Source organism: Streptomyces bluensis (genome assembly GCF_014650715.1).
Classification (GTDB): Bacteria; Actinomycetota; Actinomycetes; order Streptomycetales; family Streptomycetaceae; genus Streptomyces; species Streptomyces bluensis.
Map to the genome: position 1 here is coordinate 20,021 of NZ_BMVM01000033.1, position 22,811 is coordinate 42,831.

General features: G+C 71.3%; 25 protein-coding genes and 1 pseudogene. 10 read left to right on the forward strand and 16 right to left on the reverse strand.

Annotated features, from left to right (window positions below; genetic code table 11):
* The first annotated feature begins 236 nt into the window (after positions 1-236).
* From paaA to IE262_RS38390, 6 genes are all read left to right on the forward strand, one after another.
* Complete coding sequence (gene paaA / locus IE262_RS38365) at positions 237-1,295, forward strand: 1,2-phenylacetyl-CoA epoxidase subunit PaaA (RefSeq protein ID WP_229877963.1); 1,059 nt, start codon at positions 237-239, stop codon at positions 1,293-1,295.
* The gene (gene paaB, locus IE262_RS38370) at positions 1,292-1,579 is read left to right on the forward strand and encodes a 1,2-phenylacetyl-CoA epoxidase subunit PaaB (protein ID WP_131562872.1); all 288 of its coding nucleotides are present in this window, start codon (positions 1,292-1,294) and stop codon (positions 1,577-1,579) included. The genes paaA and paaB overlap by 4 nt, the downstream gene beginning before the upstream one ends.
* Before the next feature lie 44 nt (positions 1,580-1,623).
* Positions 1,624-2,325, forward strand: a complete 702-nt coding sequence (gene paaC / locus IE262_RS38375) for a 1,2-phenylacetyl-CoA epoxidase subunit PaaC (protein WP_229877971.1) — start codon at positions 1,624-1,626, stop codon at positions 2,323-2,325.
* Positions 2,319-2,885: a 1,2-phenylacetyl-CoA epoxidase subunit PaaD gene (paaD, locus tag IE262_RS38380; RefSeq protein ID WP_189880234.1), complete on the forward strand. Its 567-nt coding sequence runs from the start codon at positions 2,319-2,321 to the stop codon at positions 2,883-2,885. Before paaC ends, paaD begins: the two co-directional genes overlap by 7 nt.
* On the forward strand, positions 2,885-3,949 hold the full coding sequence (locus IE262_RS38385; RefSeq protein WP_134038306.1) for a 2Fe-2S iron-sulfur cluster-binding protein: 1,065 nt from the start codon (positions 2,885-2,887) through the stop codon (positions 3,947-3,949). Before paaD ends, IE262_RS38385 begins: the two co-directional genes overlap by 1 nt.
* 250 nt (positions 3,950-4,199) lie before the next feature.
* Positions 4,200-5,363, forward strand: coding sequence for an acyl-CoA dehydrogenase family protein (locus IE262_RS38390; RefSeq protein WP_134038303.1), 1,164 nt, complete (start codon positions 4,200-4,202; stop codon positions 5,361-5,363).
* A 146-nt stretch (positions 5,364-5,509) separates the two neighbouring features.
* On the opposite strand, the gene IE262_RS38395 is transcribed toward IE262_RS38390, so the two are convergent.
* The 5 genes from IE262_RS38395 to IE262_RS38415 all read right to left on the reverse strand — a co-directional run bounded on the left by IE262_RS38395 (position 5,510) and on the right by IE262_RS38415 (position 10,536).
* Positions 5,510-5,839, reverse strand: a complete 330-nt coding sequence (locus IE262_RS38395) for a rhodanese-like domain-containing protein (RefSeq protein ID WP_134038643.1) — start codon at positions 5,837-5,839, stop codon at positions 5,510-5,512.
* 196 nt (positions 5,840-6,035) lie between these two features.
* Positions 6,036-6,950, reverse strand: coding sequence for a J domain-containing protein (locus tag IE262_RS38400; protein ID WP_189880276.1), 915 nt, complete (start codon positions 6,948-6,950; stop codon positions 6,036-6,038).
* Positions 6,951-7,257: 307 nt separating this feature from the next.
* Positions 7,258-8,688: a DUF2252 domain-containing protein gene (locus IE262_RS38405; RefSeq protein WP_189880236.1), complete on the reverse strand. Its 1,431-nt coding sequence runs from the start codon at positions 8,686-8,688 to the stop codon at positions 7,258-7,260.
* A gap of 235 nt (positions 8,689-8,923) precedes the next feature.
* Positions 8,924-9,706: a M15 family metallopeptidase gene (locus IE262_RS38410; RefSeq protein ID WP_189880237.1), complete on the reverse strand. Its 783-nt coding sequence runs from the start codon at positions 9,704-9,706 to the stop codon at positions 8,924-8,926.
* Complete coding sequence (locus IE262_RS38415; protein ID WP_229877965.1) at positions 9,703-10,536, reverse strand: GNAT family N-acetyltransferase; 834 nt, start codon at positions 10,534-10,536, stop codon at positions 9,703-9,705. Before IE262_RS38415 ends, IE262_RS38410 begins: the two co-directional genes overlap by 4 nt.
* A 180-nt stretch (positions 10,537-10,716) precedes the next feature.
* On the opposite strand from IE262_RS38415, the gene IE262_RS38420 reads away from it, so the two are divergent.
* On the forward strand, positions 10,717-11,094 hold the full coding sequence (locus tag IE262_RS38420; protein ID WP_189880239.1) for a BlaI/MecI/CopY family transcriptional regulator: 378 nt from the start codon (positions 10,717-10,719) through the stop codon (positions 11,092-11,094).
* A 10-nt stretch (positions 11,095-11,104) separates the two neighbouring features.
* Positions 11,105-12,073 carry a M56 family metallopeptidase gene (locus tag IE262_RS38425; RefSeq protein ID WP_189880241.1) on the forward strand — a complete coding sequence of 323 codons (969 nt, stop codon included), beginning with the start codon at positions 11,105-11,107 and terminating at the stop codon, positions 12,071-12,073.
* Positions 12,074-12,672: 599 nt separating this feature from the next.
* Here the strand turns inward: IE262_RS38425 and IE262_RS40050 are convergent.
* From IE262_RS40050 to IE262_RS38440, 3 genes are all read right to left on the reverse strand, one after another.
* Positions 12,673-12,831, reverse strand: coding sequence for a BlaI/MecI/CopY family transcriptional regulator (locus IE262_RS40050; RefSeq protein ID WP_229877967.1), 159 nt, complete (start codon positions 12,829-12,831; stop codon positions 12,673-12,675).
* An 87-nt stretch (positions 12,832-12,918) separates the two neighbouring features.
* The gene (locus IE262_RS38435) at positions 12,919-13,575 is read right to left on the reverse strand and encodes a class I SAM-dependent methyltransferase (protein ID WP_134038293.1); all 657 of its coding nucleotides are present in this window, start codon (positions 13,573-13,575) and stop codon (positions 12,919-12,921) included.
* A 591-nt stretch (positions 13,576-14,166) separates the two neighbouring features.
* Positions 14,167-14,670 (reverse strand): P-type ATPase actuator domain-containing protein, encoded by a 504-nt coding sequence (locus tag IE262_RS38440; RefSeq protein ID WP_308432852.1) that lies wholly within the window; start codon positions 14,668-14,670, stop codon positions 14,167-14,169.
* A gap of 260 nt (positions 14,671-14,930) precedes the next feature.
* Here IE262_RS38440 and IE262_RS38445 point away from each other — a divergent pair, with 260 nt between their 5' ends.
* A complete protein-coding gene (locus IE262_RS38445; protein WP_134038290.1) occupies positions 14,931-15,632 on the forward strand; it encodes an HdeD family acid-resistance protein in 702 nt (233 codons plus the stop codon).
* Between the two features lie 415 nt (positions 15,633-16,047).
* On the opposite strand, the gene IE262_RS38450 is transcribed toward IE262_RS38445, so the two are convergent.
* The 5 genes and pseudogenes from IE262_RS38450 to IE262_RS38470 all read right to left on the reverse strand — a co-directional run.
* The gene (locus IE262_RS38450) at positions 16,048-16,473 is read right to left on the reverse strand and encodes a hypothetical protein (RefSeq protein ID WP_229877969.1); all 426 of its coding nucleotides are present in this window, start codon (positions 16,471-16,473) and stop codon (positions 16,048-16,050) included.
* 323 nt (positions 16,474-16,796) lie between these two features.
* On the reverse strand, positions 16,797-17,660 hold the full coding sequence (locus tag IE262_RS38455; RefSeq protein WP_134038287.1) for a F510_1955 family glycosylhydrolase: 864 nt from the start codon (positions 17,658-17,660) through the stop codon (positions 16,797-16,799).
* Between the two features lie 152 nt (positions 17,661-17,812).
* Entirely contained in the window at positions 17,813-18,475 is a 663-nt protein-coding gene (locus tag IE262_RS38460) for a DUF305 domain-containing protein (protein WP_189880244.1), read from the reverse strand.
* 95 nt (positions 18,476-18,570) lie between these two features.
* Positions 18,571-19,032, reverse strand: a complete 462-nt coding sequence (locus IE262_RS38465; protein ID WP_134038281.1) for a DUF6153 family protein — start codon at positions 19,030-19,032, stop codon at positions 18,571-18,573.
* A 170-nt stretch (positions 19,033-19,202) separates the two neighbouring features.
* Positions 19,203-19,554 (reverse strand): annotated as a pseudogene (locus tag IE262_RS38470) (HAD-IC family P-type ATPase); the annotation flags it as partial.
* A gap of 82 nt (positions 19,555-19,636) precedes the next feature.
* Here IE262_RS38470 and IE262_RS38475 point away from each other — a divergent pair.
* Positions 19,637-19,849 carry a hypothetical protein gene (locus tag IE262_RS38475; RefSeq protein ID WP_189880284.1) on the forward strand — a complete coding sequence of 71 codons (213 nt, stop codon included), beginning with the start codon at positions 19,637-19,639 and terminating at the stop codon, positions 19,847-19,849.
* 304 nt (positions 19,850-20,153) lie between these two features.
* Here IE262_RS38475 and IE262_RS38480 read toward each other — a convergent pair whose 3' ends face one another.
* The 3 genes from IE262_RS38480 to IE262_RS38490 form a co-directional block, all read right to left on the reverse strand.
* A complete protein-coding gene (locus tag IE262_RS38480; protein WP_189880246.1) occupies positions 20,154-21,179 on the reverse strand; it encodes a C40 family peptidase in 1,026 nt (341 codons plus the stop codon).
* Positions 21,180-21,372: 193 nt separating this feature from the next.
* Positions 21,373-22,284: a M56 family metallopeptidase gene (locus tag IE262_RS38485; protein ID WP_134038278.1), complete on the reverse strand. Its 912-nt coding sequence runs from the start codon at positions 22,282-22,284 to the stop codon at positions 21,373-21,375.
* Complete coding sequence (locus IE262_RS38490) at positions 22,281-22,649, reverse strand: BlaI/MecI/CopY family transcriptional regulator (RefSeq protein ID WP_189880248.1); 369 nt, start codon at positions 22,647-22,649, stop codon at positions 22,281-22,283. The genes IE262_RS38485 and IE262_RS38490 overlap by 4 nt, the downstream gene beginning before the upstream one ends.
* Positions 22,650-22,811: the final 162 nt, after the last annotated feature.

The following is a 22,811-nucleotide window of genomic DNA, read 5'->3' on the forward strand; positions in this document are numbered from 1 at the left end:
GCCCCGCCGCGAGCGCCGTACCGCGGTGTCCGCACCGGAACGGTACTCAGCCCCGCCCGCCCGGCGCAGCCACACCGGGAACAGCGATCACATCAGCACACCAGTCACACCGGCGGCCATGAGTTATCCACAGGCGAGTTATCCACAGCGGTTGACACCTTACGGCGCCCCGACCCACCATTGAATCGTGCGGACCGAACGATCGGTCGGGAGCGAGGGAGAGGCAAGGGGGACCGATGGCGACAGCAGCGCACCGGATTGCCCGGACGCGGGAGGAGGACAGTCCGGCGGACGAGGCAGCACTCGCGGCGGCGTACGAGGCGGCGTTCGACGCCGCGGTGGCAGCTGACGAGCGGATCGAGCCGCGGGACTGGATGCCCGACGCCTACCGGGCCACGCTCGTCCGGCAGATCGCCCAGCACGCCCACTCGGAGATCATCGGCATGCAGCCGGAGGCCAACTGGATCACGCGCGCACCTTCCCTGCGCCGCAAGGCGATCCTCATGGCCAAGGTCCAGGACGAGGCCGGCCACGGCCTGTATCTCTACAGTGCGGCGGAGACCCTCGGCACCAGCCGCGACGAGCTGCTCGACAAGCTGCACAGCGGCCGCCAGAAGTATTCGTCGATCTTCAATTACCCGACGCTGACCTGGGCGGACGTCGGCGCCATCGGCTGGCTGGTGGACGGCGCCGCGATCACCAACCAGGTGCCGCTGTGCCGCTGCTCCTACGGGCCGTACGCGCGCGCGATGGTCCGCATCTGCAAGGAGGAGTCCTTCCACCAGCGCCAGGGGTACGAGCTGCTGCAGGCCCTCAGCCGCGGCACCCCCGAGCAGCACGAGATGGCGCAGGACGCGGTGAACCGCTGGTGGTGGCCGTCCCTGATGATGTTCGGCCCGCCCGACGACCAGTCGCAGCACTCCGCGCAGTCGATGACGTGGAAGATCAAGCGCCATTCGAACGACGAGCTGCGCCAGCGCTTCGTGGACATCTGCGTCCCCCAGGCGGAAAGCCTGGGCCTCACCCTCCCGGACCCGGACCTGAGGTGGAACGAGGAGCGGGGGCACTACGACTTCGGCGAGATCGACTGGACGGAGTTCCGGGAGGTCCTCAAGGGCAACGGCCCGTGCAACGAACAGCGGATCACCCAGCGCAGGGCGGCCCACGACGAGGGCACCTGGGTGCGGGAGGCGGCCGCGGCGTACGCCGAGAAGCACACGGCCAAGGACATAACCAAGGACAGGAGCAAGGACATAACCAAGGACGGGGCCAAGGACGGGGAGACGACGGCATGACCACCAGCGAATGGCCTTTGTGGGAGGTCTTCGTCCGCTCGCGTCGCGGGCTCTCGCACACCCACGCCGGCAGTCTGCACGCCCCCGACGCCGAGCTGGCCCTGCGCAACGCACGCGACCTGTACACCCGGCGTGGTGAGGGCGTCTCCATCTGGGTCGTCCCCTCCGCCGCCATCACGGCGTCCTCGCCGGACGAGAAGGACCCGTTCTTCGAGCCCGCCGCCGACAAGCCGTACCGCCACCCCACGTTCTACGAGATCCCGGAGGGAGTGAAGCACCTGTGACGGAGACGACGAAGGCACGGAAGACCCGCGAGCCCGTCCCCCACATCGCGGCGGCCCTGGCCCTGGGCGACGACGCCCTGGTGCTCTCGCACCGTCTGGGGGAGTGGGCGGGCCACGCCCCCGTCCTTGAGGAGGAGGTCGCCCTCGCCAACATCGCACTGGATCTGCTGGGCCAGGCGAGGGTGCTGCTGTCGATGGCCGGGGACGAGGACGAGCTGGCGTATCTGCGCGAGGAGCGAGCCTTCCGCAATGTGCAGCTCGTGGAGCAGCCGAACGGCGACTTCGCGCACACGATCGCCCGCCAGCTGTACTTCTCCACGTACCAGCGGCTGTTGTACGCACACCTGGCCGCGGGTGACGGCGAGTTCGCCGGGCTGGCCGCCAAGGCCGTCAAGGAGGTGGCGTACCACCAGGACCACGCCGAGCAGTGGACCCTGCGCCTCGGCGACGGCACCGAGGTCAGCCATGAGCGGATGCGGCGGGCGTGCCAGGCACTGTGGCGGTTCACCGGCGAGATGTTCCAGCCGGTGGAGGGCCTCGACGTCGACGGGGAAGGGATCCGGGCCGTCTGGCTGGAGTCCGTGTCCGCCGTCCTGCGCCAGGCCACGCTGGATGTTCCCGAAGGACCGCAGTCAGGTGCGTGGAGCGCGGGCGCCGGACGGCAAGGGCTGCACACCGAGCCCTTCGGGCGGATGCTCGCCGAGATGCAGCATCTGCACCGCAGTCACCCGGGGGCGTCATGGTGACCTCCCCGACCCCCACGACGCCCCTGGAGGCGGAGCTGCTCAGGCTGGCCGGCTCAGTGCCCGACCCCGAGCTGCCCGTCCTCACCCTGGAGGAGCTGGGCGTCCTCCGCGCGGTCCACGTGCGCTCGGCGGACTCGGTCGAGGTCGAGCTGACCCCGACGTACACGGGCTGCCCGGCCATCGAGGCGATGTCGCTCGACATAGAGCGCGTGCTGCACGAGCACGGCATCCGGGAGGTCTCCGTCCACACGGTACTCACCCCGCCCTGGTCCACGGACGACATCTCGCCCGAAGGCCGCCGCAAGCTGCGGGAGTTCGGGATAGCGCCCCCGCGGACGGGCCTGGCCCCCGGACCGGTCCCGCTGGCCCTCGGGCCGACCCGCACGACCGTGCCGGACACGGGCCCGCAGGACCGCCCGCAAGACCCTGACCCCGTGCGCTGCCCCCATTGCGGATCGGCCGACACAGAGCTGCTGAGCCGTTTCTCGTCCACCGCGTGCAAGGCGCTGCGGCGGTGTCTGACCTGCCGTGAACCGTTCGACCACTTCAAGGAGTTGTGATGGCCCGCTTCCACACGCTCCCGGTGACGGCGGTCGACCGGCTGACCGACGACTCCGTGGCCCTCACCCTCGCCGTGCCACCGGAACTCCGCGCGAAGTACCGGCATGCGCCCGGCCAGCACCTCGCCCTGCGCCACACGGTCGACGGCACGGAGATCCGCCGCACGTACTCGATCTGCTCACCCGCCCCGGCTCCCGGCAGCGAGGGCCCGCGGACACTGCGGATCGGGGTGCGGCTGGTCGAGGGCGGCGCCTTCTCCACGTACGCGCTGAAGGAGATCACCGCCGGCGACGAGGTTGAGGTGATGACACCGGCGGGCCGCTTCACACTGGACCCCGCGCCCGGACGGTACGCGGCGATCGTCGGCGGCAGCGGTATCACCCCCGTGCTGTCGATCGTGACGACGCTGCTGGCGCGGGAGCCTCAGGCGCGGTTCTGTCTGATACGCAGCGACCGGACATCGGCCTCGACGATGTTCCTGGAGGAGGTCGCCGACCTCAAGGACCGCTTCCCCGAGCGGTTCCAGCTGGTGACGGTGCTCTCCCGGGAGGAACAGCAGGCGGGGCTGCCGTCCGGGCGGCTCGACCAGGAGCGGTTGACGGAGCTGCTGCCGGCGTTGCTGCCCGTGGAGCAGTTGGCGGGGTGGTTCCTGTGCGGGCCGTTCGGCCTGGTGCAGGGGGCGGAGCGGGCGCTGCGCGGGCTCGGAGTGCCGCGGGCCCTGATCCACGAGGAGATCTTCCACGTGGACGCCGGGGCCGCGCCGGCCTCGGTCTCGCCGGCCCCGGCGCACAGTTCGGTGACTGTCCGCCTCGACGGCCGTGGCGGGACCTGGCCGGTGAGGGACGGCGAATCGCTGCTGGACACAGTTCTGCGCAACCGTCCCGACGCGCCCTACGCCTGCAAGGGCGGCGTGTGCGGAACCTGCCGGGCCTTCCTGGTGGCGGGCAAGGTGCGGATGGACCGCAACTTCGCGCTGGAACCGGAGGAGACCGATGCCGGATACGTGCTGGCGTGCCAGTCCCATCCGGCGACGGAGAAGGTGGAGCTGGACTTCGACCGCTGAACGCCACTGAGCACCGCTGAACGCCACTGAGCACCGCTGGACGCCCTGAGCACCGCTGAGCACCAGCTGAACGCCCTGAGCACCGCTGAGCGCCGATGAGCGCCGCCGAACGCATCGCCCCGGGTCGTTCCCTGGTCCCTGGACGTTCCCTTCTTCTAGAACCTGTTCTATCTTGACGCTCCCTCAGATCGGAGCGCGGATCAGGGCGGGTCCGGTCGTCGGACGGCGGCGTGCGGAAGGGGACGGAACCATGGACTTCACCTTCACCGAGGAACAGCAGGCGGCGGTCGAGGCGGCGAAGGCGGTGTTCGCCGGGGTGGCGCCGGACGGGGTGCCCAGCCCGGCGCTCACCCCGGGTGCCGTGGCCGACGACTTCGACCGCGCGCTGTGGGCGAAGCTCGCCGACGCGGACCTGCTGAGCCTGCTGCTGGAGCCGGAGTACGGCGGGGCGGGGCTGGACGCCATCGCGCTGTGCCTGGTGCTGCGCGAGTCGGCGAAGGTACTGGCCAGGGTGCCGTTGCTGGAGAGCACGGCGGCCGCGGTGGCCGTACAGGCCCACGGGAGCGAGGAGCTGAAGGCCGGGCTGTTGGCGCGGGCGGGCCGGGGCGAGACGGTGCTGACGGTCGCCGCGAACGGCCGGACGGGCCACGATCCGGCCGAAGCCGCCGTGACCGCACGGCGCGAGAGCGACGGGACCTGGGTCCTGGACGGCGTGCAGACGGCGGTGCCCTGGGTGTACAACGCCGACTTCGTCCTCGTCCCCGCCCACGCCCCGGCGGCTGGGCGCACCGTGCTCGCGCTCGTGCCCCGGGTGCACGAGGGAGTCGTGCTCGCGGAGCAGGTCTCGACGACGGGCGAGCGGCTCGGAGAGCTGAGCCTGGCGTCCGTGAGGCTCTCCGCGCGGGACGTCCTCGACGCCGACGGGGCGTGGGAGTGGCTGCGTGCGCTGCTGGCCACCGGGACGTGTGCGCTGGCGCTCGGTCTGGGCGAGGGCGTACTTGGCATGACCAGCGAGTACACGGGGAAACGGGAGCAGTTCGGGTTCCCGATCGCCACGTTCCAGGCCGTCGCCGTGCAGGCGGCGGACCGCTATATCGACCTGCGGGCGATGGAGGCGACGCTGTGGCAGGCGGCATGGCGAGTCGGTTCGGGAAAAGGGGAGGGGGCGGGGGCGGGGGCGGGGGCCGCGCTGCCGTTGGCCGGGGACGTGGCCGTGGCCAAGATCTGGGCGTCGGAGGGCGTACGGCGGGTCGTGCAGACGGCACAGCATCTGCACGGTGGCTTCGGTGCCGACACCGAGTATCCGCTCCACCGGTACCACGCCTGGGCCAAGCAGTTGGAGCTGTCCCTCGGCCCGGCGGCGGCCCACGAGGAGGCACTGGGCGACCTGCTGGCCACGCACGCCCTCGGGTGACGCCCGCCCAGCCCGGCCTGTGACTACCTGGCCTGTGCCTGCCCGACCGGCGACTGCCTGGCCTGTGACTGCCCGACCGGCGACTGCCTGGCCTGCGCCTGCCCGCCCTGTGCCAGCCCCGACCTTGTGCCTGCCCCGACCTGTGCCTACAGCACGAAGCCGGGCTGGCCCTTGTCGTCCACGACCGCACGGCCACCGGCCGCCCAGAGCTGCATGCCGCCGTCGACGTTCACGGCGTCGATGCCCTGCTGGACGAGGTACATCGTGACCTGGGCCGAGCGTGCGCCGCTGCGGCAGATCACATGGATCCGCCCGTCCTGCGGTGCCGCCTCGGTGAACTCGCCGTAGCGGGCCACGAACTCACTGATGGGGATGTGCAGCGCTCCCTCGGCGTGACCCGCCTGCCATTCGTCGTCCTCCCGGACGTCCAGCAGAAAGTCGCCGTCCGTGAGGTCCGTGACCTCGACCGTGGGCACACCAGCTCCGAAATGCATGTCCCAGACGCTACCCGACCGAACACAGGGATGCGGCGCGGCGGTGGCGGGCCGACAGGCACGGCCGAGCGGCCCGCACGGACGAGGGCCCACCGGGGCCAGTGTCGGAAGTAACGTCGTCCGCCCGAGCAGCGTGTGCGCCAGGCCCACCCGGCGGGCGGGACTTTCGCAACACGCCCTAGCCGAGCAGCCCGGCCAGTTCCGCCTCGCGTTGGGCGACCTGGGCGAGGAGTTGCTCGGCGATCTCGTCGAGGAGGCGGTCGGGGTCGTCCGGCGCCAGGCGCAGCATCCCGCCGATCGCGCCCTCCTCCAGCTCCCGGGCGACCAGGGTGAGCATCTCCTTGCGCTGGGCGAGCCATTCGAGGCGGGCGTAGAGCTCCTCGCTGCGGCTCGGCCTGCGTTCCTCGGGGACCGGACCCGCCTCCCACTCCGCGGAGAGCTCCCGCAGCATCGCCTCGTCGCCGCGGCCGTAAGCCGCGTTGACCCGGGTGATGAACTCGTCGCGCCGCTTGCGCTCGCTCTCGTCCTGCGCCAGGTCGGGGTGAGCCTTGCGGGCGAGTTCACGGTAGAGCTTGCGGGCCTCCTCGCTCGGACGCACCCGCTCCGGGGGCCGCACCGGCTGGTCCGTGAGCATCGCCGCGGCCTCCGGGAACAGCCCGTCCGAATCCATCCAGCCGTGGAAGAGCTCCTCGACGCCGGGCATCGGCATGACCCGTGCACGGGCCTCCTGAGCGGCGCGGATGTCCTCCGGGTCGCCGGTGCGGGCGGCCCGCGCCTCGGCGATCTGCGCGTCCAGCTCGTCGAGCCGCGTGTACATCGGTCCGAGCTTCTGGTGGTGCAGCCGCGAGAAGTTCTCCACCTCGACGCGGAAGGTCTCGACAGCGATCTCAAACTCGATCAACGCCTGCTCGGCCGCCCGCACAGCCCGCTCCAGCCGCGCCTCGGGCCGCCCGGCCTCAGTCCCGTCGGCTTTCCCGTCGGCTTGCCCGTCGGACTCCCCCGCACGCGTGCCGTCACCGGAACCCGCGCCGCCCCCGGATGCAGGCTGTCCCTGGCCGGAGCCCTCCCCGCTCTGCTCGGCCTCCCCGCCCAGCTCGCCCTGCTCGGACGCACCGCCCAGCTCGCCCTGCTCGCCCTGCTCGGACGCACCGGCCGGTGCGTCGGACCGGTCGGCGGTGCCGGACGGCGCCTCGGCAGGCGCGGCCGTCTCCTCCTGCGGACCTCCCGCATCGGGCACGGACTGGGACTGATCGGCTTCCGGGGTCGTCACCCGACCAGCGTAGGCCACGGCCCGGCCGCCCACCGAGCTTCACCGCCCCCGCCCCGACCCACGATCCGGCCCACCCACACGCTCAGCTCCGCCGCCGGCCCAGGAGATCCGTCACCCTCCCTCCGGTCCCTCACACACCCAGTTCCGCCGCGATCCGCCCGGCCCTGACCGCCGCCACCAACACATCGTGATCGGCTTCCGTCCGGTCCGCGTACGTGACGGCGAACGACGCGATGGCTTCGTCCAGCTCCTCGCTCTTGCCGCAGTAACCGGCGATGAGACGGGGGTCGGCGGTGTGGGTGTGGGCGCGGGCCAGGAGGGCGCCGGTCATACGGGCGTAGTCGTCCATCTGGTCGGCGGCGAGGGCCGCCGGGTCGACGCTGCCCTTGCGGTTGCGGAACTGCCGTACCTGGAAGGGGCGTCCGTCGACCGAGGTCCAGCCGAGCAGCGTGTCGCTGACGACCTGCATCCGCTTCTGACCGAGGACCACCCGGCGGCCTTGGTGGGACAACGCCGGGGCCTCGAAGCCGGCCGTCGCCAGATGCGGGAGCAGCGCCGAAGGACGGGCCTCCTTGACCTGGAGGACCAGCGGCTCGCCCCGGTGGTCCAGCAGGAGGACGACGTACGAACGGGTGCCCACGCTGCCCGTGCCGACCACGCGGAACGCGACGTCGTGCGCCGCGTACCGGGCCAGGAGCGGCAGGCGGTCCTCGGGCAGCGTCGTCAGGTACTCCTCCAGGGAGGTCACCACCGCCGCGGCCTCCTCGTCCGGTACGCGGCGCAGCACCGGCGGGGCATCCACGAAGCGACGGCTGCCGTCCTGAAGCACCTCCGTGGACTTCGCCGCGAACCGCCCGCTCGTGTTGGCCCGCGCCTTCTCCGACACCCGTTCCAGCGTGCCGAGCAGGTCGTGGGCGTCGGTGTGGGAGACCAGTTCCTCGTCCGCGATGGCGTTCCACGCGTCCAGCACCGGCAACTTGGCGAGCAGCCGCACCGTGCGGCGGTACGCCCCCACCGCGTCGTACGCCGCCGTGCGGCACGTGTCCTCGTCGGCGCCCGCCTCCCGGCCGGCGAGGACGAGCGAGGTGGCGAGCCGTTTGAGGTCCCACTCCCAGGGGCCGTGCACGGTCTCGTCGAAGTCGTTCAGGTCGATGACCAGTCCGCCGCGCGCATCCGCGTACAGACCGAAGTTCGCCGCGTGCGCGTCACCGCAGATCTGGGCCCCTGTGCCGGTCACGGGCGTGCGCGCGAGGTCGTACGCCATGAGGCCGGCCGAACCGCGCAGGAACGCGAAGGGCGTCGCGGCCATCCTGCCGACCCGTATCGGCGTGAGCTCGGGGAGCCGGCCGCGGTTGGACTCCTCGACCGCGGTCGCCGCGTCCGGCCGGCCGGCGTCGAGCGTCAGCTCCGCGTGCGCACCGCGCCGCACCCGCGCGCGCAGCGCCTTCCCCGCCTCCTTGGGCGAGCTTCCCTCCACGGGCCACCGCGCGAAACCGCGCACCCAGGGCACCCGCGCCCCGGCCGCCGCCGTGGCCTCCCGCACCGCACCGACCTCGGTCATGCCGACCGCCTCCCCCGCGCACGAACATCAACTCCGCACGACCGTACAACCGCCCCAGGACGTCACGAACGGCTCCATCTGTACGGCACGGAGACGCCCACAACAGCTTCGGATGCCGTGCAGTGAGCTTCGTCACAGTCAGAGCCCCGACGCACACTCCGCGAACGCCTCGCCCGGCGTTCCTTCCTCGCGGCGCGCTGGTGTGGTCCGGCCGCCGGCCTCCACGACGCGGCCGTCACGCACCTCCGGAACCGTCCGCCGGTGAAGCCGTCGCGCCCGGCCCGGTGTACGGCTTGGACGGATAGCCGGTGTCGAAGTGCATGTAGTCCGGCACATCGATGTTCTGCCAGATCCACCCCTCGTCGGTGAACGTCCGCCAGACAGCGCCGCCCTCAAGGATCTTGCCTTTGCCCTCGGTGCGCGCGCTGTTCTCGACGCCGGGCTTCCAGCACTTGCAGCGCAGGTCCTTCCACGGGTTCTCGACCGGATTGATGTCGATGGCGCGGCCGTTGGCGTGCGGGGACTCCAGGGCGGGGGCGTTGATCTGGTCCAGGCGGCGGCAGTTGAAGGCGGCGGTGTTGTCGGCGGCGAGGCTGGCGTTGCTGTCGCCGCCGAACTCCTCCAGCGGCTTCATCTGCCGGATGGGGAATCCCTCGTCGAAGAGCTCGGTGAAGACGCGGGCGACCGAGTCGGCGGTGTCCGCGTGGACGACGATCACCCCGCGGTGAACCTTGCCGTCGAAGCCGTGGTGGTTGATCTCCACTCGGCTCAACTGGTCCGGTGCGGTCACCGGGCAGCCCGCCCGCACCATCCCGGCATCCTTCATCCTCTGCCACTGTGCGTCGGAGACCGGGCGGACGGCGGCGTCGGCCGAGGGGGTCGGGGACGGGCTGGGGGTGGCCGCTTCGCTCCCGGACGTGCCGGTTCCGGTGCTGGTGTCGGCCGCGGCTGTGCAGGCCGTGGCCAGGAAGAGGACCGCCAGTGCGAGCGGCGGCCATCGGTGGGTGGTGCGGATCACTGCGCTGTTCCTCGTGGGGGCTGTGGGGAGAGGTCGTATTCGTATGTGAGGAGAGCGCGGCCCTCCGGGGTGCGGGTCTCTCCCACGTGCTGCCAGCCGAGACGCTCGTAGTAGCGGCCCGCCCCATCGGGTCCGGCCGCCGTGACCAGGCTCACGCGGGCGCATCCGGCCGTGGCGGCCTCGTCGGTGAAGCGGCGGATGAGCGCCGAGCCGAGGCCGAGCGAGCGGACCCTGCCGAGGATCGCGACGTGGGCCAGAACGGCCGTGACTCCGGGGCGTGGCGCGACAGGGGCGGGCTGCTGAGCGGGGTCGCGCCGAGCCGGTAGAAGTTTGCGTGCGTAACGCCCCAGACGGGTCCGCAGGAAGTGCAGGGCCAACCGGGGGCGAACCGTCAGCGACGCGCACGCGTGCAGAGCGAGCCTTCGCCCGTGAGTGCGCACGAGGTGCTGCCGGTGGGCGGCGGGGTCGGTCACGCCGACCAGGAAGCCGACCGGGAGTCCGTCGGCCTCGGCGATGTAGGCCCGCGCGTGCGGGCTTGTCAGGTAGGTGCGGGTGTAGGCCGCCAGATAGCGCGGACCGAGCCGCGCGAAGAAGCCGTCGGGGAAGTGGGCACGGTGCTCGGTGACCACGAAGTGCAGGTCCTCCGGCTCCATCGGCCGGACCGCGCAGCCGAAGAACAGTCCTCGGCCGGGGGCGCGCGGTAGGGGTACACGGTCGACGGGGCCACGGCCAACGGGGCCGGAGGGGGCGGAGGGGGCGGAGAAGCCGGAGGGGTCGGGGGTGGGCAGGGCATGGCTCAGTGGCGCGGAGGCGCCTCGATCGACGTCCACACCAGCAAACTACTACGGCACATAGAATTTCTACAGCCGATAGGAGAATGATGGCTGGTAAATTTTTACGCGCGGTAGAAAGTCCGTGGGCCTGGCGGCATTCAGTACCGTCGGGAACGGTTCAGGGCGGACGAAGCGCGGCCTGGCGATCGGAACACGGAGAGGCGGGGGACGAGGGCGATGCGGCCATTCGGCGAACTGGAGGCGGACGTCATGCGCGTGGTGTGGGCGAGCGATGACCCGCTCTCCATCCACGACATCGTCGACGCACTGCACCGCGAGGGCCGGCAGCCCGCGTACACCACGGTCATGACCGTGACCGAACGCCTGCGCACCAAGGGCTGGCTGGAGCGCGTGAAACAGGGCCGTTCCTTCCGGTACAGCGCGCTGCAGACCGCCGGTGACTACTCCGCCGGACTCATGGAGCAGGCTTTGGACTCCTCCGCCGACCGGGAGAGCGCTCTGCTCCGCTTTGCCGGCCGGCTCGACCCGGCCGAGGCCGAGGCGCTGCGCCGGGCACTGGCGAGGATGCCCGCCGAGCCGGGCACGGACGGCTAGGCGCCCCGCCGTGCTGGTCATCACCGCACTCCTCGCGCACGCGCTCCTCCTCGGCGGGCCGCTTGCCCGGCGGCTGGCGAAGGCGCGTTGGGTCAGCCGTCACCCGCGGGCGGCGCTGCGGCTGTGGCACGCCGGCGCCCTGGGGCTGCTCGGATCGGTAACCGGCGCCCTCGTGCTGGCCGCGCACGATGTGTGGGAGCACGGCATGGTGTGGCTCTTCCACGCCGACAAACCGCTGATCCACGCCGCGTACGGTGGCGCCTGGCAGGTCCGGGGCATCGCCGAGGCGGCGCTGCTCGCCCTCCTCCTGGGCGCCGCCGGACTGTCGGTGACCGCTGTCCGGCGGGCTGTGAGCCTGAGCCGCGAACGCGACCGCCACCGCCTCACCGCCGACACCCAGGGCGGGTACGACGACGGCGATCCGTCGATCAGGGTCCTGGCCCATGCCGCTCCGGCCGCCTTCTGCATCCCCGGCACGGGGAGCCGCTCCCGCATCGTCGTGACAACGGCGGCCCGAGACCTCCTCTCGGCCGACGAACTCGCCGCCACCCTCGAACACGAGCGGGCCCATCTGCGGCTGCGCCACCACCGGGCGCTCCTCGCCGCCGACGTCCTGACGGCGGCTCTCGGCTGGGCGGGATTGCTCCGGGACTACGCGGACCAGGCGCGCCGTCTCGCGGAGATGGCCGCCGACGACCACGCGGTTCGCATGCACGGCCGCCGCACGGTGGCTTCGGCGCTGCTGGAGATGTGCCACGCGCCGGGACCGACCGGTTCCGGAGAGTCGGCGGGGTTCGCGATGACCGGACCCGATCCGGCCGAACGCATCCGGCGCCTGATCTCGGCACCTCTCGCGACCGCCGGCCCGCTCACGCGCTTTCTGACCGCGGCCGCGACCGCCGCCGTGGTCATGCTGCCGCTGCTGCTGGCACTGGGCCCCGCGCTGCTGCTGGCCGACACGGCGCACATGGGCGGCTGACCGGTCCGGCGCGGCAGCCGGGGAGTCGCTCGCCGAGAGCGGCACAGCGCCTCCGGGGCAGCCCGCCCGGCTCGGGAACCTGTCGCCGAGCCGGCCAGGTCGGGAAGGAGAGATCACCCGACCCGAAAGGAGGTCCGGGCTCCTGCGACATACAAGGCAGACGGCCCCCGTCCGTCACGACGACCACGGCAACGCCGATGCCGATCCAGGCGCCGGCGCCCAACCCACTGTCCTCGTCCTCCGTCGCCTCGGCGGCCTTCGGCTGCCGTCGTCGGCCACCCGCGGGGCCGGCACGGCCACGGCGCAGCAGGCGGTGAGCGTGACGACGGCCCGGACCACGCCGACGGCACCCACCAGGGTCCAGAACGCGCGGTTGCCGACGAGGGGGCGCCGGCGCACGGTCACTCCTTCTCCCGCTGCTCCAGCAGACGGCGCAGCCGTTCCTTGGCCTTCGGGTCGGTGGCGGGGACGCTGACGAAGTGGGCGACGGCGGCGTCCCCGTAACGGCGCAGCACCTCGCGTACCGCGAGCCCCGCCTCGTCCTCGGCCGTGGGCGCGTAGACGAAGCCCCGGCCGTGGCGGGTGCGCTCCAGCGCGCCCTAGTCCGCGAGCCGGCTCAGGACGGTCATCACCGTGGTGTAGGCGAGCTGTTCCGGGCGGGTGCTGTTGAGGGCGTCCAGTACCGCCCGCACCGGCAGCGGTCGCTTCGCGCGCCACAGCACGTCCATCACGTCGCTCTCCAGCGTTCCCCTCGCCACCGGGCCGCCCTCCCTCCACCGGCTTCGCCGTTGTCGTAGTCAAGCAGTTCCGTCGACGGCCCGGCCGGCCTGCCGCTGCAAGGGGGATCAGGGCTTGGTCGCCCTGCCGATGATGTGCGCCGAGCGGGGGATCAGCGGGGAGGGCCGGAAGCCGAAGTGATCGACCTGGTCCAGGGTGAATCCCGCGGCGCGGACGGCGGCCTCGGTGTTCCGGTTGGGGTGGCAGCCACCGCCCATTCGGCGCCACACCGGAGTGATGGCGTCCTCCATCAGCCCGCGGATCCGGTGGCGGGAGCGCACGTGCTCGTAGAGGCGCATCTGGCCGCCTCGGCGCAGCACCCTGGCCGCCTCGGCCAGCGCGGTGGCCTGGTCGTTCACGCTGCACAGCACGAGCGAGAACACCACGGCGTCGAACTCCTCGTTCCCACCGGGCAGTTCATCGGCATGGCCGCTGAGGACCGAGACGGGCACCGGCGCCTCGGCCGCCGCACGCCCGGCGACCGCGCGCAGGGTGTCGTCGGGTTCCAGCGCGACGACTTCGGTGACGGTGGCCGGGTAGTGGGCGAAGTTGCGACCCTGACCGGCGCCGACCTCCAGGACGCGCCCGGACAGGCCGTCCAGCAGGCGGCGCCGGTGCTCCACGCCACCACGGCGGTCCGACTCGGCGGCGATCTTGAGGTACTGGCGGGCGAAGCGCGGGTGCTGCAGGTCCTGTGGGCCGGTGCTGGTGGCTGGTGTGTTCATGCTGACTTCCCGTGGTGGTCGGTCGCGCCGCCGCGGTGCCTCACGGCGAGCGAAGGCCGGACGGTCGGTACTCCAGGTCGTCCTCAGCGTTGCAGGAACTCCTCCCGCTCGATGTCCCTACCCCGTACCGCAAGAGCCGCCACTCCTGCTGGGCCGGATAGCGGATTCAGTACGGGCAGCGGCGAGCAGCACGGTGACCACGAGGACACCCGGCAACTGAGCGCCCGTCAATCGGCGGTGCGTCAGAACGGCCGTGCCGGGCACGGCCACCCCGGCCATCATCGCCACCACGGGCCAGCGGGGGGAGTGCCCCTGAGACAGCACGTGCCCGGCCGGCGGCAGCAGCACACCCGCTCGCATACCACGCAGCGCACCGGCTGCCGGGGAGCCGGTCAAGCTGAGCGGTCGCATGGCCGGGGCCTTCGGACGCGCTCGCGCAAGTCCGTCGCGCGGCCGGAAGAGGACGGGCACGGGCTGTATCCCGGACACCGTTGGCGGCGTACCGGCTCTTCCACACCTGATCCGCGGCAGGGTGGCCCCCCCTCCCGAACCTCTCCTGCCCGTCTGGCGTTTACGCAGGTCAGGGCATCGTTAACCGACATGACAACGGTCACCGATGCAGCCTTTGCCCCTTTGATCCCCCGTGTGCTTCCCTTCCTGGTCGACGAGGCGGGCGAGGGAGTTGTCCTCCGCGGTGGCGGTGACCGTGATCTCCAGTACGCCGGCTCCCTTGACGGTTCCGGCGAACACCTCGGCGCCGGGGCCGACTTCCACGGGCACGGATTCGCCGGTGACCACCGAGGTATCCAGGGCGCCGCGGCCGGAGGCCACCACGCCATCGGTGGCGATCTTCTCCCCCGGCCGGACCAGGAGCACATCCCCGATACGCAGATCAGCCGGTGCGACCTGTGTCTCGGTGCCGTTGCGCAGGACGCGCACGGTGGGCGGTACCAGATCCAGCAGGGCGCGCAGTCCGTGCCGGGTACGGGCGACCACGTAGCCTTCCAGGCCCTCGGCGATGGAGAACAGGAACGCCGGCGTGGCAGCCTCACCCACCTCGCCGAGCGCCACCGCTCCGACGGCGGCGATGGTCAACAGCAGCCCGACGCTGAGCCGGCCGCGCAGGAGGGCCAGCAGCAGTACGCCGGAGGCGCGGCGCCCTCGGCGCCTGCGCCCGGGGCGGCCCGAGCGGTGGGAGAGTCGGTTCCGCAGCCCGCGTCAGCCACGGTGCACCTCCGCGTTCTCGGCGAGAGGCGCTCCGCATGCTCCGATCCCACCGAGCGACATGAGGCCGATGGGGTGACGATGAACGTGTACCGACGCAACCACGCTGCTGCCAGAAGGAGGCAGGCGTCATGACCTCTCCTTCCGATTCCCCGGGCGCCGATCCCCCGCGCGGCACCCAGCCGCACCTGCAAGAGAATCCTCAGAGGCCTGAGACACCGCTGGCCGAAGGCATGGCCTCCCTGGCGAACATGGGCTGGCAGATCCTGCTCACCATGGGACTCGCCACCATCGCCCTGGGCGTCGTCGCCCTGGTCTGGCCGGGTGCGACACTGCGGGTCATCGGCATTCTGTTCGGCATCTATCTGCTGGTCACCGGTGTCTTCCAGCTGGCCGCCGCCTTCGGTTCCCATGTCCCCCGGCATCTTCGGGTGCTGCACTTCATCACCGGTGCGGCCTCCATCCTGCTGGGGCTGATCTGCTTCCGGGGTCCCCTGGAGTCGACCCTGCTGCTCGCCCTGTGGATCGGCTTCAGCTGGCTGCTGCGTGGCACCACGGAGACGGCCGCAGCGGCATCCGTCCAGGACATGCCGGCGCGTGGCTGGCACGTGGCCTTCGGCATCATCGGCGCTCTGGCCGGCATCGTGATGATCATCATGCCGTTCACCTCGATCGCGACACTCACCCTGGTCGTGGGCGTCATGGCCATCGTCCTGGGCCTGACCGAGGTGGTCCGTGCCATCAGGACGCGCGTCGAGATCGGCCATCTCGCTCCGGGCACGGCCACCGGGCGGCGGCCCCTGTTCCACGCCCGTCCGCACGCCCAGCACTGATCGGTTCAGAGGGGAGCTGGTCCGCACCCGCGCGATACCTGCGAAGGACACCGCCCGCTCGCCGATCCCGGGCGATCCGGCCCCCTACGGTCATCACCCGTGGGGAGTGATGACCGCGCGTCCCCGGATTCCGTCGGTGTGCAGGAGCTGGTGGGCCTCGCCGGCGCGTTACCCGCTGCCACGGGCACCACGCGCCCTCAGGGCGGCCCTGTTCCCTGACCAGCGACTGCTTCTTGCAGCCCCGGCCGATGGCCGGGGCTTCTTCTGCTCCCGCCGAGCCTTCGCGGCCTCGCGTCCGGCCGCCACGATTCGATGCCGTCACAGCGGTCGGCAGAACGCCGACGCCATCACGGTGGGGGCAGGGCGAGAAACCAGCCTGCCGATACGCCGATTACTGATCGCGTTCGATGTGGCCCTATCTCTTGGCCAGGGCATCGGCCTGCGAACGGGCCAGCAACGCTTCCAGCGCAGCGGATTCCGCCTCCACGATCGCGGCGGCGGCGAAGTCGATCGCGAACGTCGCATAGTGCTCGGCATCATCCGCGTTGTGCTCGGCGCGCTTCACGTCAAGCTCGGCCTTGCGCTCCTGGAAACGGCTCTTGGCCGTCGCCACATGCTCCTGCCACTTGTTCCTTGCCTCGTCCAGTGACGCAGCGGCAGCTGCCTTCTGTTCGGCTGCCTCACGGCGGAGTTGCTCTGCTCGCTGTTCCGCCTCCTGCTGAGCGTGTTCAACCGCAGCCGACAGCTGCTCACGGTTCTTGGCGATGGCATTCTGCACCTGCTCTTGTGCATGCTTCGCCCAATCCGTCAGCTGGGTGATCTGCTCCGTCGTCTCGGTCATGGTCCTGTTCCTTCCGATCGCCCGGAAATAGGCATCCATATCCACTCGAACACATACGACACAGGTCGGCCATTCAGGCGACAACACAGGCCGTTTCCATGCTGGTTGCGTTTCTGAGCCACCCGACGAGACCCGGCTCGACACGAGGAGGGAGCCGACGCGGCACACTATGCGGCGCTCTGCCCCCTCCTTCGAGGGCGGTGCGTCCGGCCAGAACTGGGGAGATGGTGGTCAGCGGGCTCGACGTCTTCCAGGCTTCGCGCCGGCCGCCTCGGGGACGCGGTCTGCTGACGTCGTCAGCAGACCGCGGTGAGGCGAGGTGCTCAGTGTCCGCCGCTCGCCTCGACATCGAGGCGCCTGGTGAAGGTCTTGCCGCCGTCCTTCGACTCGTACACCCCGGTCCGGGTGGCGGCCAGGACATGCTGGGCACTGACCGCGGTGAGGGCCTGAGGCTGCCCGCCCGCCACCGTTGACTGCTTCTGCCACGTGCTTCCGCCGTCGCTGCTGCGGTGCAGCCCGCCAGCGGTGTCGATGCCGTACAGCTCGTCCTGCGCCGGCCAGGAGAGGAAGGCCATCACCGGCTGCCGGCCCGCGGTGAAGGTCTTGCCTCCGTCGGTGCTCCGCGCGACTCCCTCGCCGGTGGTCGCGAGGAGGAGGCCGGAGTCCTGGGGGCTGACCGTGATGTCGATCGCTTTGAGTGCCGCTCCGTCCTTCCACTTGGTGCCGTCCTTGCTGGTTCGCAGCAGGCCGTTGGTGGAGTCGTATCCGTAGACGGTGCCGTGGGCGTACTTGAGGGCGTGGAAGTCGGATTCGCCCGACAGGGACAGCGACGTCCAGGTCCGGCCGGCGTCCGTGCTCCTGATGAGCCCCTTGTTGCCGCCGGAGGTGGGGTGGCCGCTGGCGTAGAACGTCTTCTTCCCGGCCACCGTGAAGCCCATGAAGTCGTCCTTGCTGTCGCCGACCAGGGTGGGCTTGCCCTTGGCGTCGGGGGTGTAGATGCCCTCGTGGGTCGCGACGAACAGGCGCTGGTCGGAGGGGTCCAGGCCGATTCCGTGGATGTGGCTCACTGTGACGCCGGATCCGTGACCGGATGCGGAGGTGTCCGTGTCGGTGTCACTGGAGCAGGCGGTCAGGGTGAGGGTGAGCGCGGCGGTGATGGCTGCCGCGGCGGCAAGGCGCGGGTTCATGGGTCCTCGGAGGGAAGTCGCCACGTCGTCCCGGGGAGGGCGACGTGGCGCGCAGGTGAGAGAAAGGGGGGTGACCGCCCCGGGCCCGCGTGCGCGGAGCACGGGGCGGTCGGTGGGTGACGTGGGCCGACCGTGCGGCGCGTCGAGGGGACTCAGAGCCGGTCGACGATGCTCTGGAGCTGCTTCACCTCGGCGGACTGGCCCTTGATGATGGTGCCGGCCATCTTCTTGGCGTCGGCGTTCGTGCCGTTCTTCTGCTCGTCCTCGGCCATGCTGATCGCGCCGTTGTGGTGCTCGATCATCATCTCGGCGAATGCCTTGTCGAACCCGGTGCCCTTCATGGCCTTGAGTTCTTCCATGTCCGCCGCGGACATCATGCCGTCGCCGCTGCCGTCGCCCCCGTGGTCCATGCCCGGCATGGACTCCATCGCGGTCGGCTGCTTCCAGGACTCCAGCCAGCCCTTCATGGTCTTGATCTCGGGGTCCTGGGCCTTCTCGATCTCCCCCGCGAGCTCCTTGATCTCGGCGTCGGAGGCGCGGCCGTCGGCCAGCTCTGCCATCTCCAGGGCCTGCTCGTGGTGGGGGATCATCATCTGCGCGAAGGTGACGTCCGCGTCGTTGAAGTCCCCGGCCTGATCGGCATCACCGGCCTGGTCGGTCGCGGAGGCCGAGCCGCTGTCGCTGCCGTGGTCCATGCCGTCCATGCCGTCCCCACCGCAGGCGGCGAGGAACAGAGTGCCGGCGGTGACGAGACCCACGGCCGTGATGCGGCGGGCGGACTTGCGGCGCAGAGCGGTGCGCGTGAAGGCAGTCATGGTTGATTTCACCTCGTATGTCAGTTCTGTGGCTGTTTCGGACGCGTGCGACGTCGCGGGACCGCGCGTGTGCGCGCCCGCGAGTGCGCTTCGGCCTACAGCCGCAGCACTGACAACCGGGTGAGATCGGGTCCGCGTGGCGGGGGATTGGGCCGCAGTACGGCGGCGACCTGGGCGAGCAGCCGTGCCGACCACTCCTGATGCCGGGTGAACACGGACCGCAGGAGCGTGGCGAGCACCCACGCACCGAACAGGACCGCCACGCACAACGAGATCATGTCCATCGCCATGCCGGGCTCGTGCGTGGACGACGAGTCCGCCGGATCGGTCGCTCGACCGGCCGTCTCCGCGCCCGTGACGGTGGGATTGCTCATGGGGTCGTGGGCCGTTGAGGCCACGCTCATCGCCGACGCGTGGGACGTGGTGCTCGTGGCGGAGCCGGACGAGTCGTCGGGATGCCCCATGGTGTGCATCGCGAAGACCCCGAACGCGAGCACGACGACGAGCAGCAGGTGCCCAAGGGCGCCTCCCGCGCGTACGTACCGGCTCGCCCGCATTCCGGGACTCCGTCTCTGGCTGTTCGGCCTCTGGCTGTTCGGCCTCTGGCTGTTCGGCATCGGCGCCTCCGACGGTACCCAACAGGCGCAGGTCACGCCGCGACGGGTATGCCTGCGCCGGGTGATGTGATGTCGGTGGCGGCCCGCGGGCGTCTGCCTCCAGTTCAGTCCGTCACGGTCCCCGTCTTGTCCAGGACGACGGTGTCGACGCGGCGCGTGGATTCGAGCACCTCGGGGGCCTTGACGAGGATGCCGAGCTGGGCGCCGCGCCCGGTGCCGACCATGAGCGCGGTCGGGGTGGCCAGGCCCAGGGCACACGGGCAGGCGATGATCAGGACGGCCACGGCCGCGGTGAAGGCGGCGGTCGCGTCGCCCGTGATGCCGAGCCGGCCGCCGAGGGTGGCCGCGGCGATGAGCAGGACCACGGGGACGAAGACGCCGGAGATCCGGTCGGCGAGTCGCCCTACCTCGGCCTTGCCGGCGCGCGTCCTCCACGAGCTTCGCCATCCGCGCGAGCCGGGTGCGCCTGTGGTGCTGCTCACATCTCGGGGTTGCACACGGGGATTCCCGCTGGAAGGGCGGACATGGTTGTGCCCATGCTGATGTGAGCGGCGAGGGCCGCCTCCGGCGCGGCTCCGGCGCGGCTCCGATCCGGCGGCGCCGGCCGCCGTGGCGACCCCGTTCCGCCGTACGGGTCCTGTCCCAGACGGAGAGCGTCAGCGAGGCCAGGTACACGACGACCGTGTCCGGCATGGTGAACAACCAGCAGGCCCAGTTGCGGCGCGAGTACCGGTGGTCCTCACCCGCACCGCGCTGACGGCGGCGACGAGGGCGGCGAGGAGGGCGGCGAGGAGGGCGGCGAGGAGGGCGGCGAGGAGGGCGGCGACCGCCGCAACGGACCAGCTCATCGCCGGACTCCCCATCTCTAGCCCTCCCGTGCGCCCCGCTGTGTCACGCCAAGGCCCACCTACTAGGACCCTTGGTACGAACCGTGGGCGGAGAGTGCTCACGGATTCCGTGGGTCTACGGCCAGGCCCGCGGCCCCGCCAAACGCGCGTTGGCTCCAGGGGAGCGTGCGCAGGGGAACCGGCGGGGCCGGTTGTCCTTCCCGGCGTGTCGGCTCAGGGGCGTGTGGCCGCGAAGTACGGCATGTAACCGAGGGGAGTGATCTCGACGTTCTTGCCGGTGCGCGGCGCGTGAATGGCCTTGCCGTTGCCTATGTAGAGGCCGTTGTGCTGGCTGCTGTTGTACCAGTAGATGATGTCGCCGGGCTGCAGGTCCGACTTCGCGACCTTGCGTCCCGCCGAGTACTGCTCCTGAACGGTGCGCGGCAGCGAGACGCCGGCCGCGCGCCACGCGGCGCCCGTGAGCCCGGAGCAGTCGAACGAGTTCGGGCCGGTCGAGCCCCACTCGTACGGCTTGCCGAGCTGGGCGTAGGCGAACTCGACAGCAGTACGGGCGCGTCCACTCGCGGGGCCGTTGTACGAGGCCGGGCTGTCGCTGTTGCCGGCAGCCTTGTCGGCCTGAGCCTCCTTCTCCTCAAGTTGCGCACGCTGCTGGGCGGTGAGGCTGTTCAGGAGGGTCCGGGCCGTGCGGAGCTTGTCCTGGATCTCTTCCTTCGTTCCGCCGAGTTGCTTGCGCGCCTTCTCCACCTCGGTCAGCTTCTTGACCGCCTCCGCGCGGGTCTGGGCGAGCTCGCGCTGCCTGGCTTCCAGGCTGCTCAGCATGGAGACCCGGCGTGCCGACAGGCGGTCGGCCCTCTCCGCCTCGTCGAGGTAGTCGTCCGGGTCGGAGGAGAGGAACAGCTGCACGCTCGGGTCCAGGCCGCCGTCGCGGTATTGCGCGGCGGCCAACGGGCCCATCTCCTCGCGCAGTTCGTTGATCTCCTGTTGCTGCGCAGCCACTCGCTCCTGCGCGCGCTTGGCTTCCTTCTGGAGCTTCTCCTTCTTCACGAGGACCGCGTTGTACTCCTCCGTCGGAGCCTCCGCCTCCTCGTACAGCTCCTCGACCTGCTGGCGCACCTCGTCGACGGACGGCTTCGGCGCAGCCTGGCTCTGGGTCGGCAGGAGCGAGACGGTCCCCGCCGTCGCGGCCAGAACGGCAAGCCGGGAGCGGCTCGGCGGCTTCGGTCGGCGGTGGGATCCCATCCTGCGACAACTCCTCTGTTCACCCGCGGCCGGTGACGGGAGCCGTCCCCCGGGAGTGCCGTTGGTGTCGATCAAATATGCGAGCAACTTAGTAGGTTAGTAGTTTGAGTGGCAATCCCTGCAATCCCTGCAATCCCTGCGACCCTGAAATCCCTGCAATCCCTGCCCGAAGAAACGGACGGGGCTGGGGTGATCACCCGATGACGTGCACGCAGCCCAGGAGCAGCGGGACCAGTGGCACCGTCACTGCCGCCACGGCCACGGAGACCCGCAGCACGGCGTGCGGCCGCCGCTGCGGCGCGAGGATCCGCCGCAGGCGGACCAGTGCGGTGGGACCGCCCACCGCGAACGCGCCCGCGGGTGCCGCCCCGGCCGCCATCCCGTACATCGCGGCGGCAAGCACCTCGCGCGGCTGCCGGTGCAGTGCCCGGTCGTCAGCGATCATCTCCAGGAGCACGGCCGTCTGCTGCCTGCCGTGCCGGGCCAGCGGAAGCGGGCCGAAGACCCTCGCGAACGCCGTGCCGGCGGCGAGGGCCAGGTGGTGACGGCCCGCGATGTGCGCACGTTCGTGTGCGAGTACGGCGTCGAGCTGCCCTGGGGACAGCAGCCGCAGAGCGCCGGCGCTGACGACGACGCGCGGCCGGTGCCCGGGAAGGCAGTACGCGGCGGGGTGATCGTGTTCGAGGACGGTGGCGTCGAGCCGCGGAGAACGGCGGCCCACCAGATCCAGGACCTTCCGGTGGCGGGAGCGGGTGCGCCGGCCGCTCAGGACCTCGAAGAGGAAGGAGCCGAAGACGAGGAGCACAACGAACGCGGGCAGGGCCACCGCCAGCCGGGCGGCGGCCGTGGGGTCAGGGGCGGCTGTGTCCGTCGTCAGGCCGCACGAGTGCAGCAGGTCGACGAGGTTGGCATGCAGGTGCTCGGTGGGAGAGGCCAGTTGATACACGGCCAGCCCGACCGCCACGGTGAACGACGCGGACAGGGCGAGCCAGGATGTCACCGCCAGGGTCGGTGCGCGATACGGCCAGGCGCTGCGCAGCAGCAGCCGCGGGGCGAGGAACCCGACCGCCCCGGCATAACCGAGCAGTAGGGGTGCCGCGTTCACCGACTGTCCCGCCGCTCGGCGGCGGCCAGCGCCTCGCGCAGGGCCCCGACCTCTTCAGGGCTCATCTGCCGCACGAAGTGGGCCAGGGCCACGGGGCGGTCCTCGCTGGCGCCGAGCGCCTCCTCCATCAACGCGGCCGAGTACTGCTCGCGCGTACGGACCGGCGCGTACACCCAGGCACGGCCCTGCTTTCCCCGCAGCAGCCAGCCCTTGTTGTAGAGGATGGCGGCGACCGTGTTCACGGTGGTGTAGGCGAGCGGCCGGTGCTTGTTGATGTCGTCGACGATCTCCCGCACGGTGGCCGGGCGCTGCCAGCGCCACAGGCGGTCCATGATCTCCGTTTCGAGTTCCCCCAGCCGCCGCATGGTCGCTCCTCTTCGCCGTACTACGCAGGCACATAGTAGAACGGTCCTCTGGCGGGTCAGCGGCCGTGACGGCCCGCTCAGGGCGCCGCGCCCGACGCGGCGCTCCCGACTGGGGCGGGGCGCGTCCACCGGTCGGCTCGTACGGCACAGGCAGTACTGATC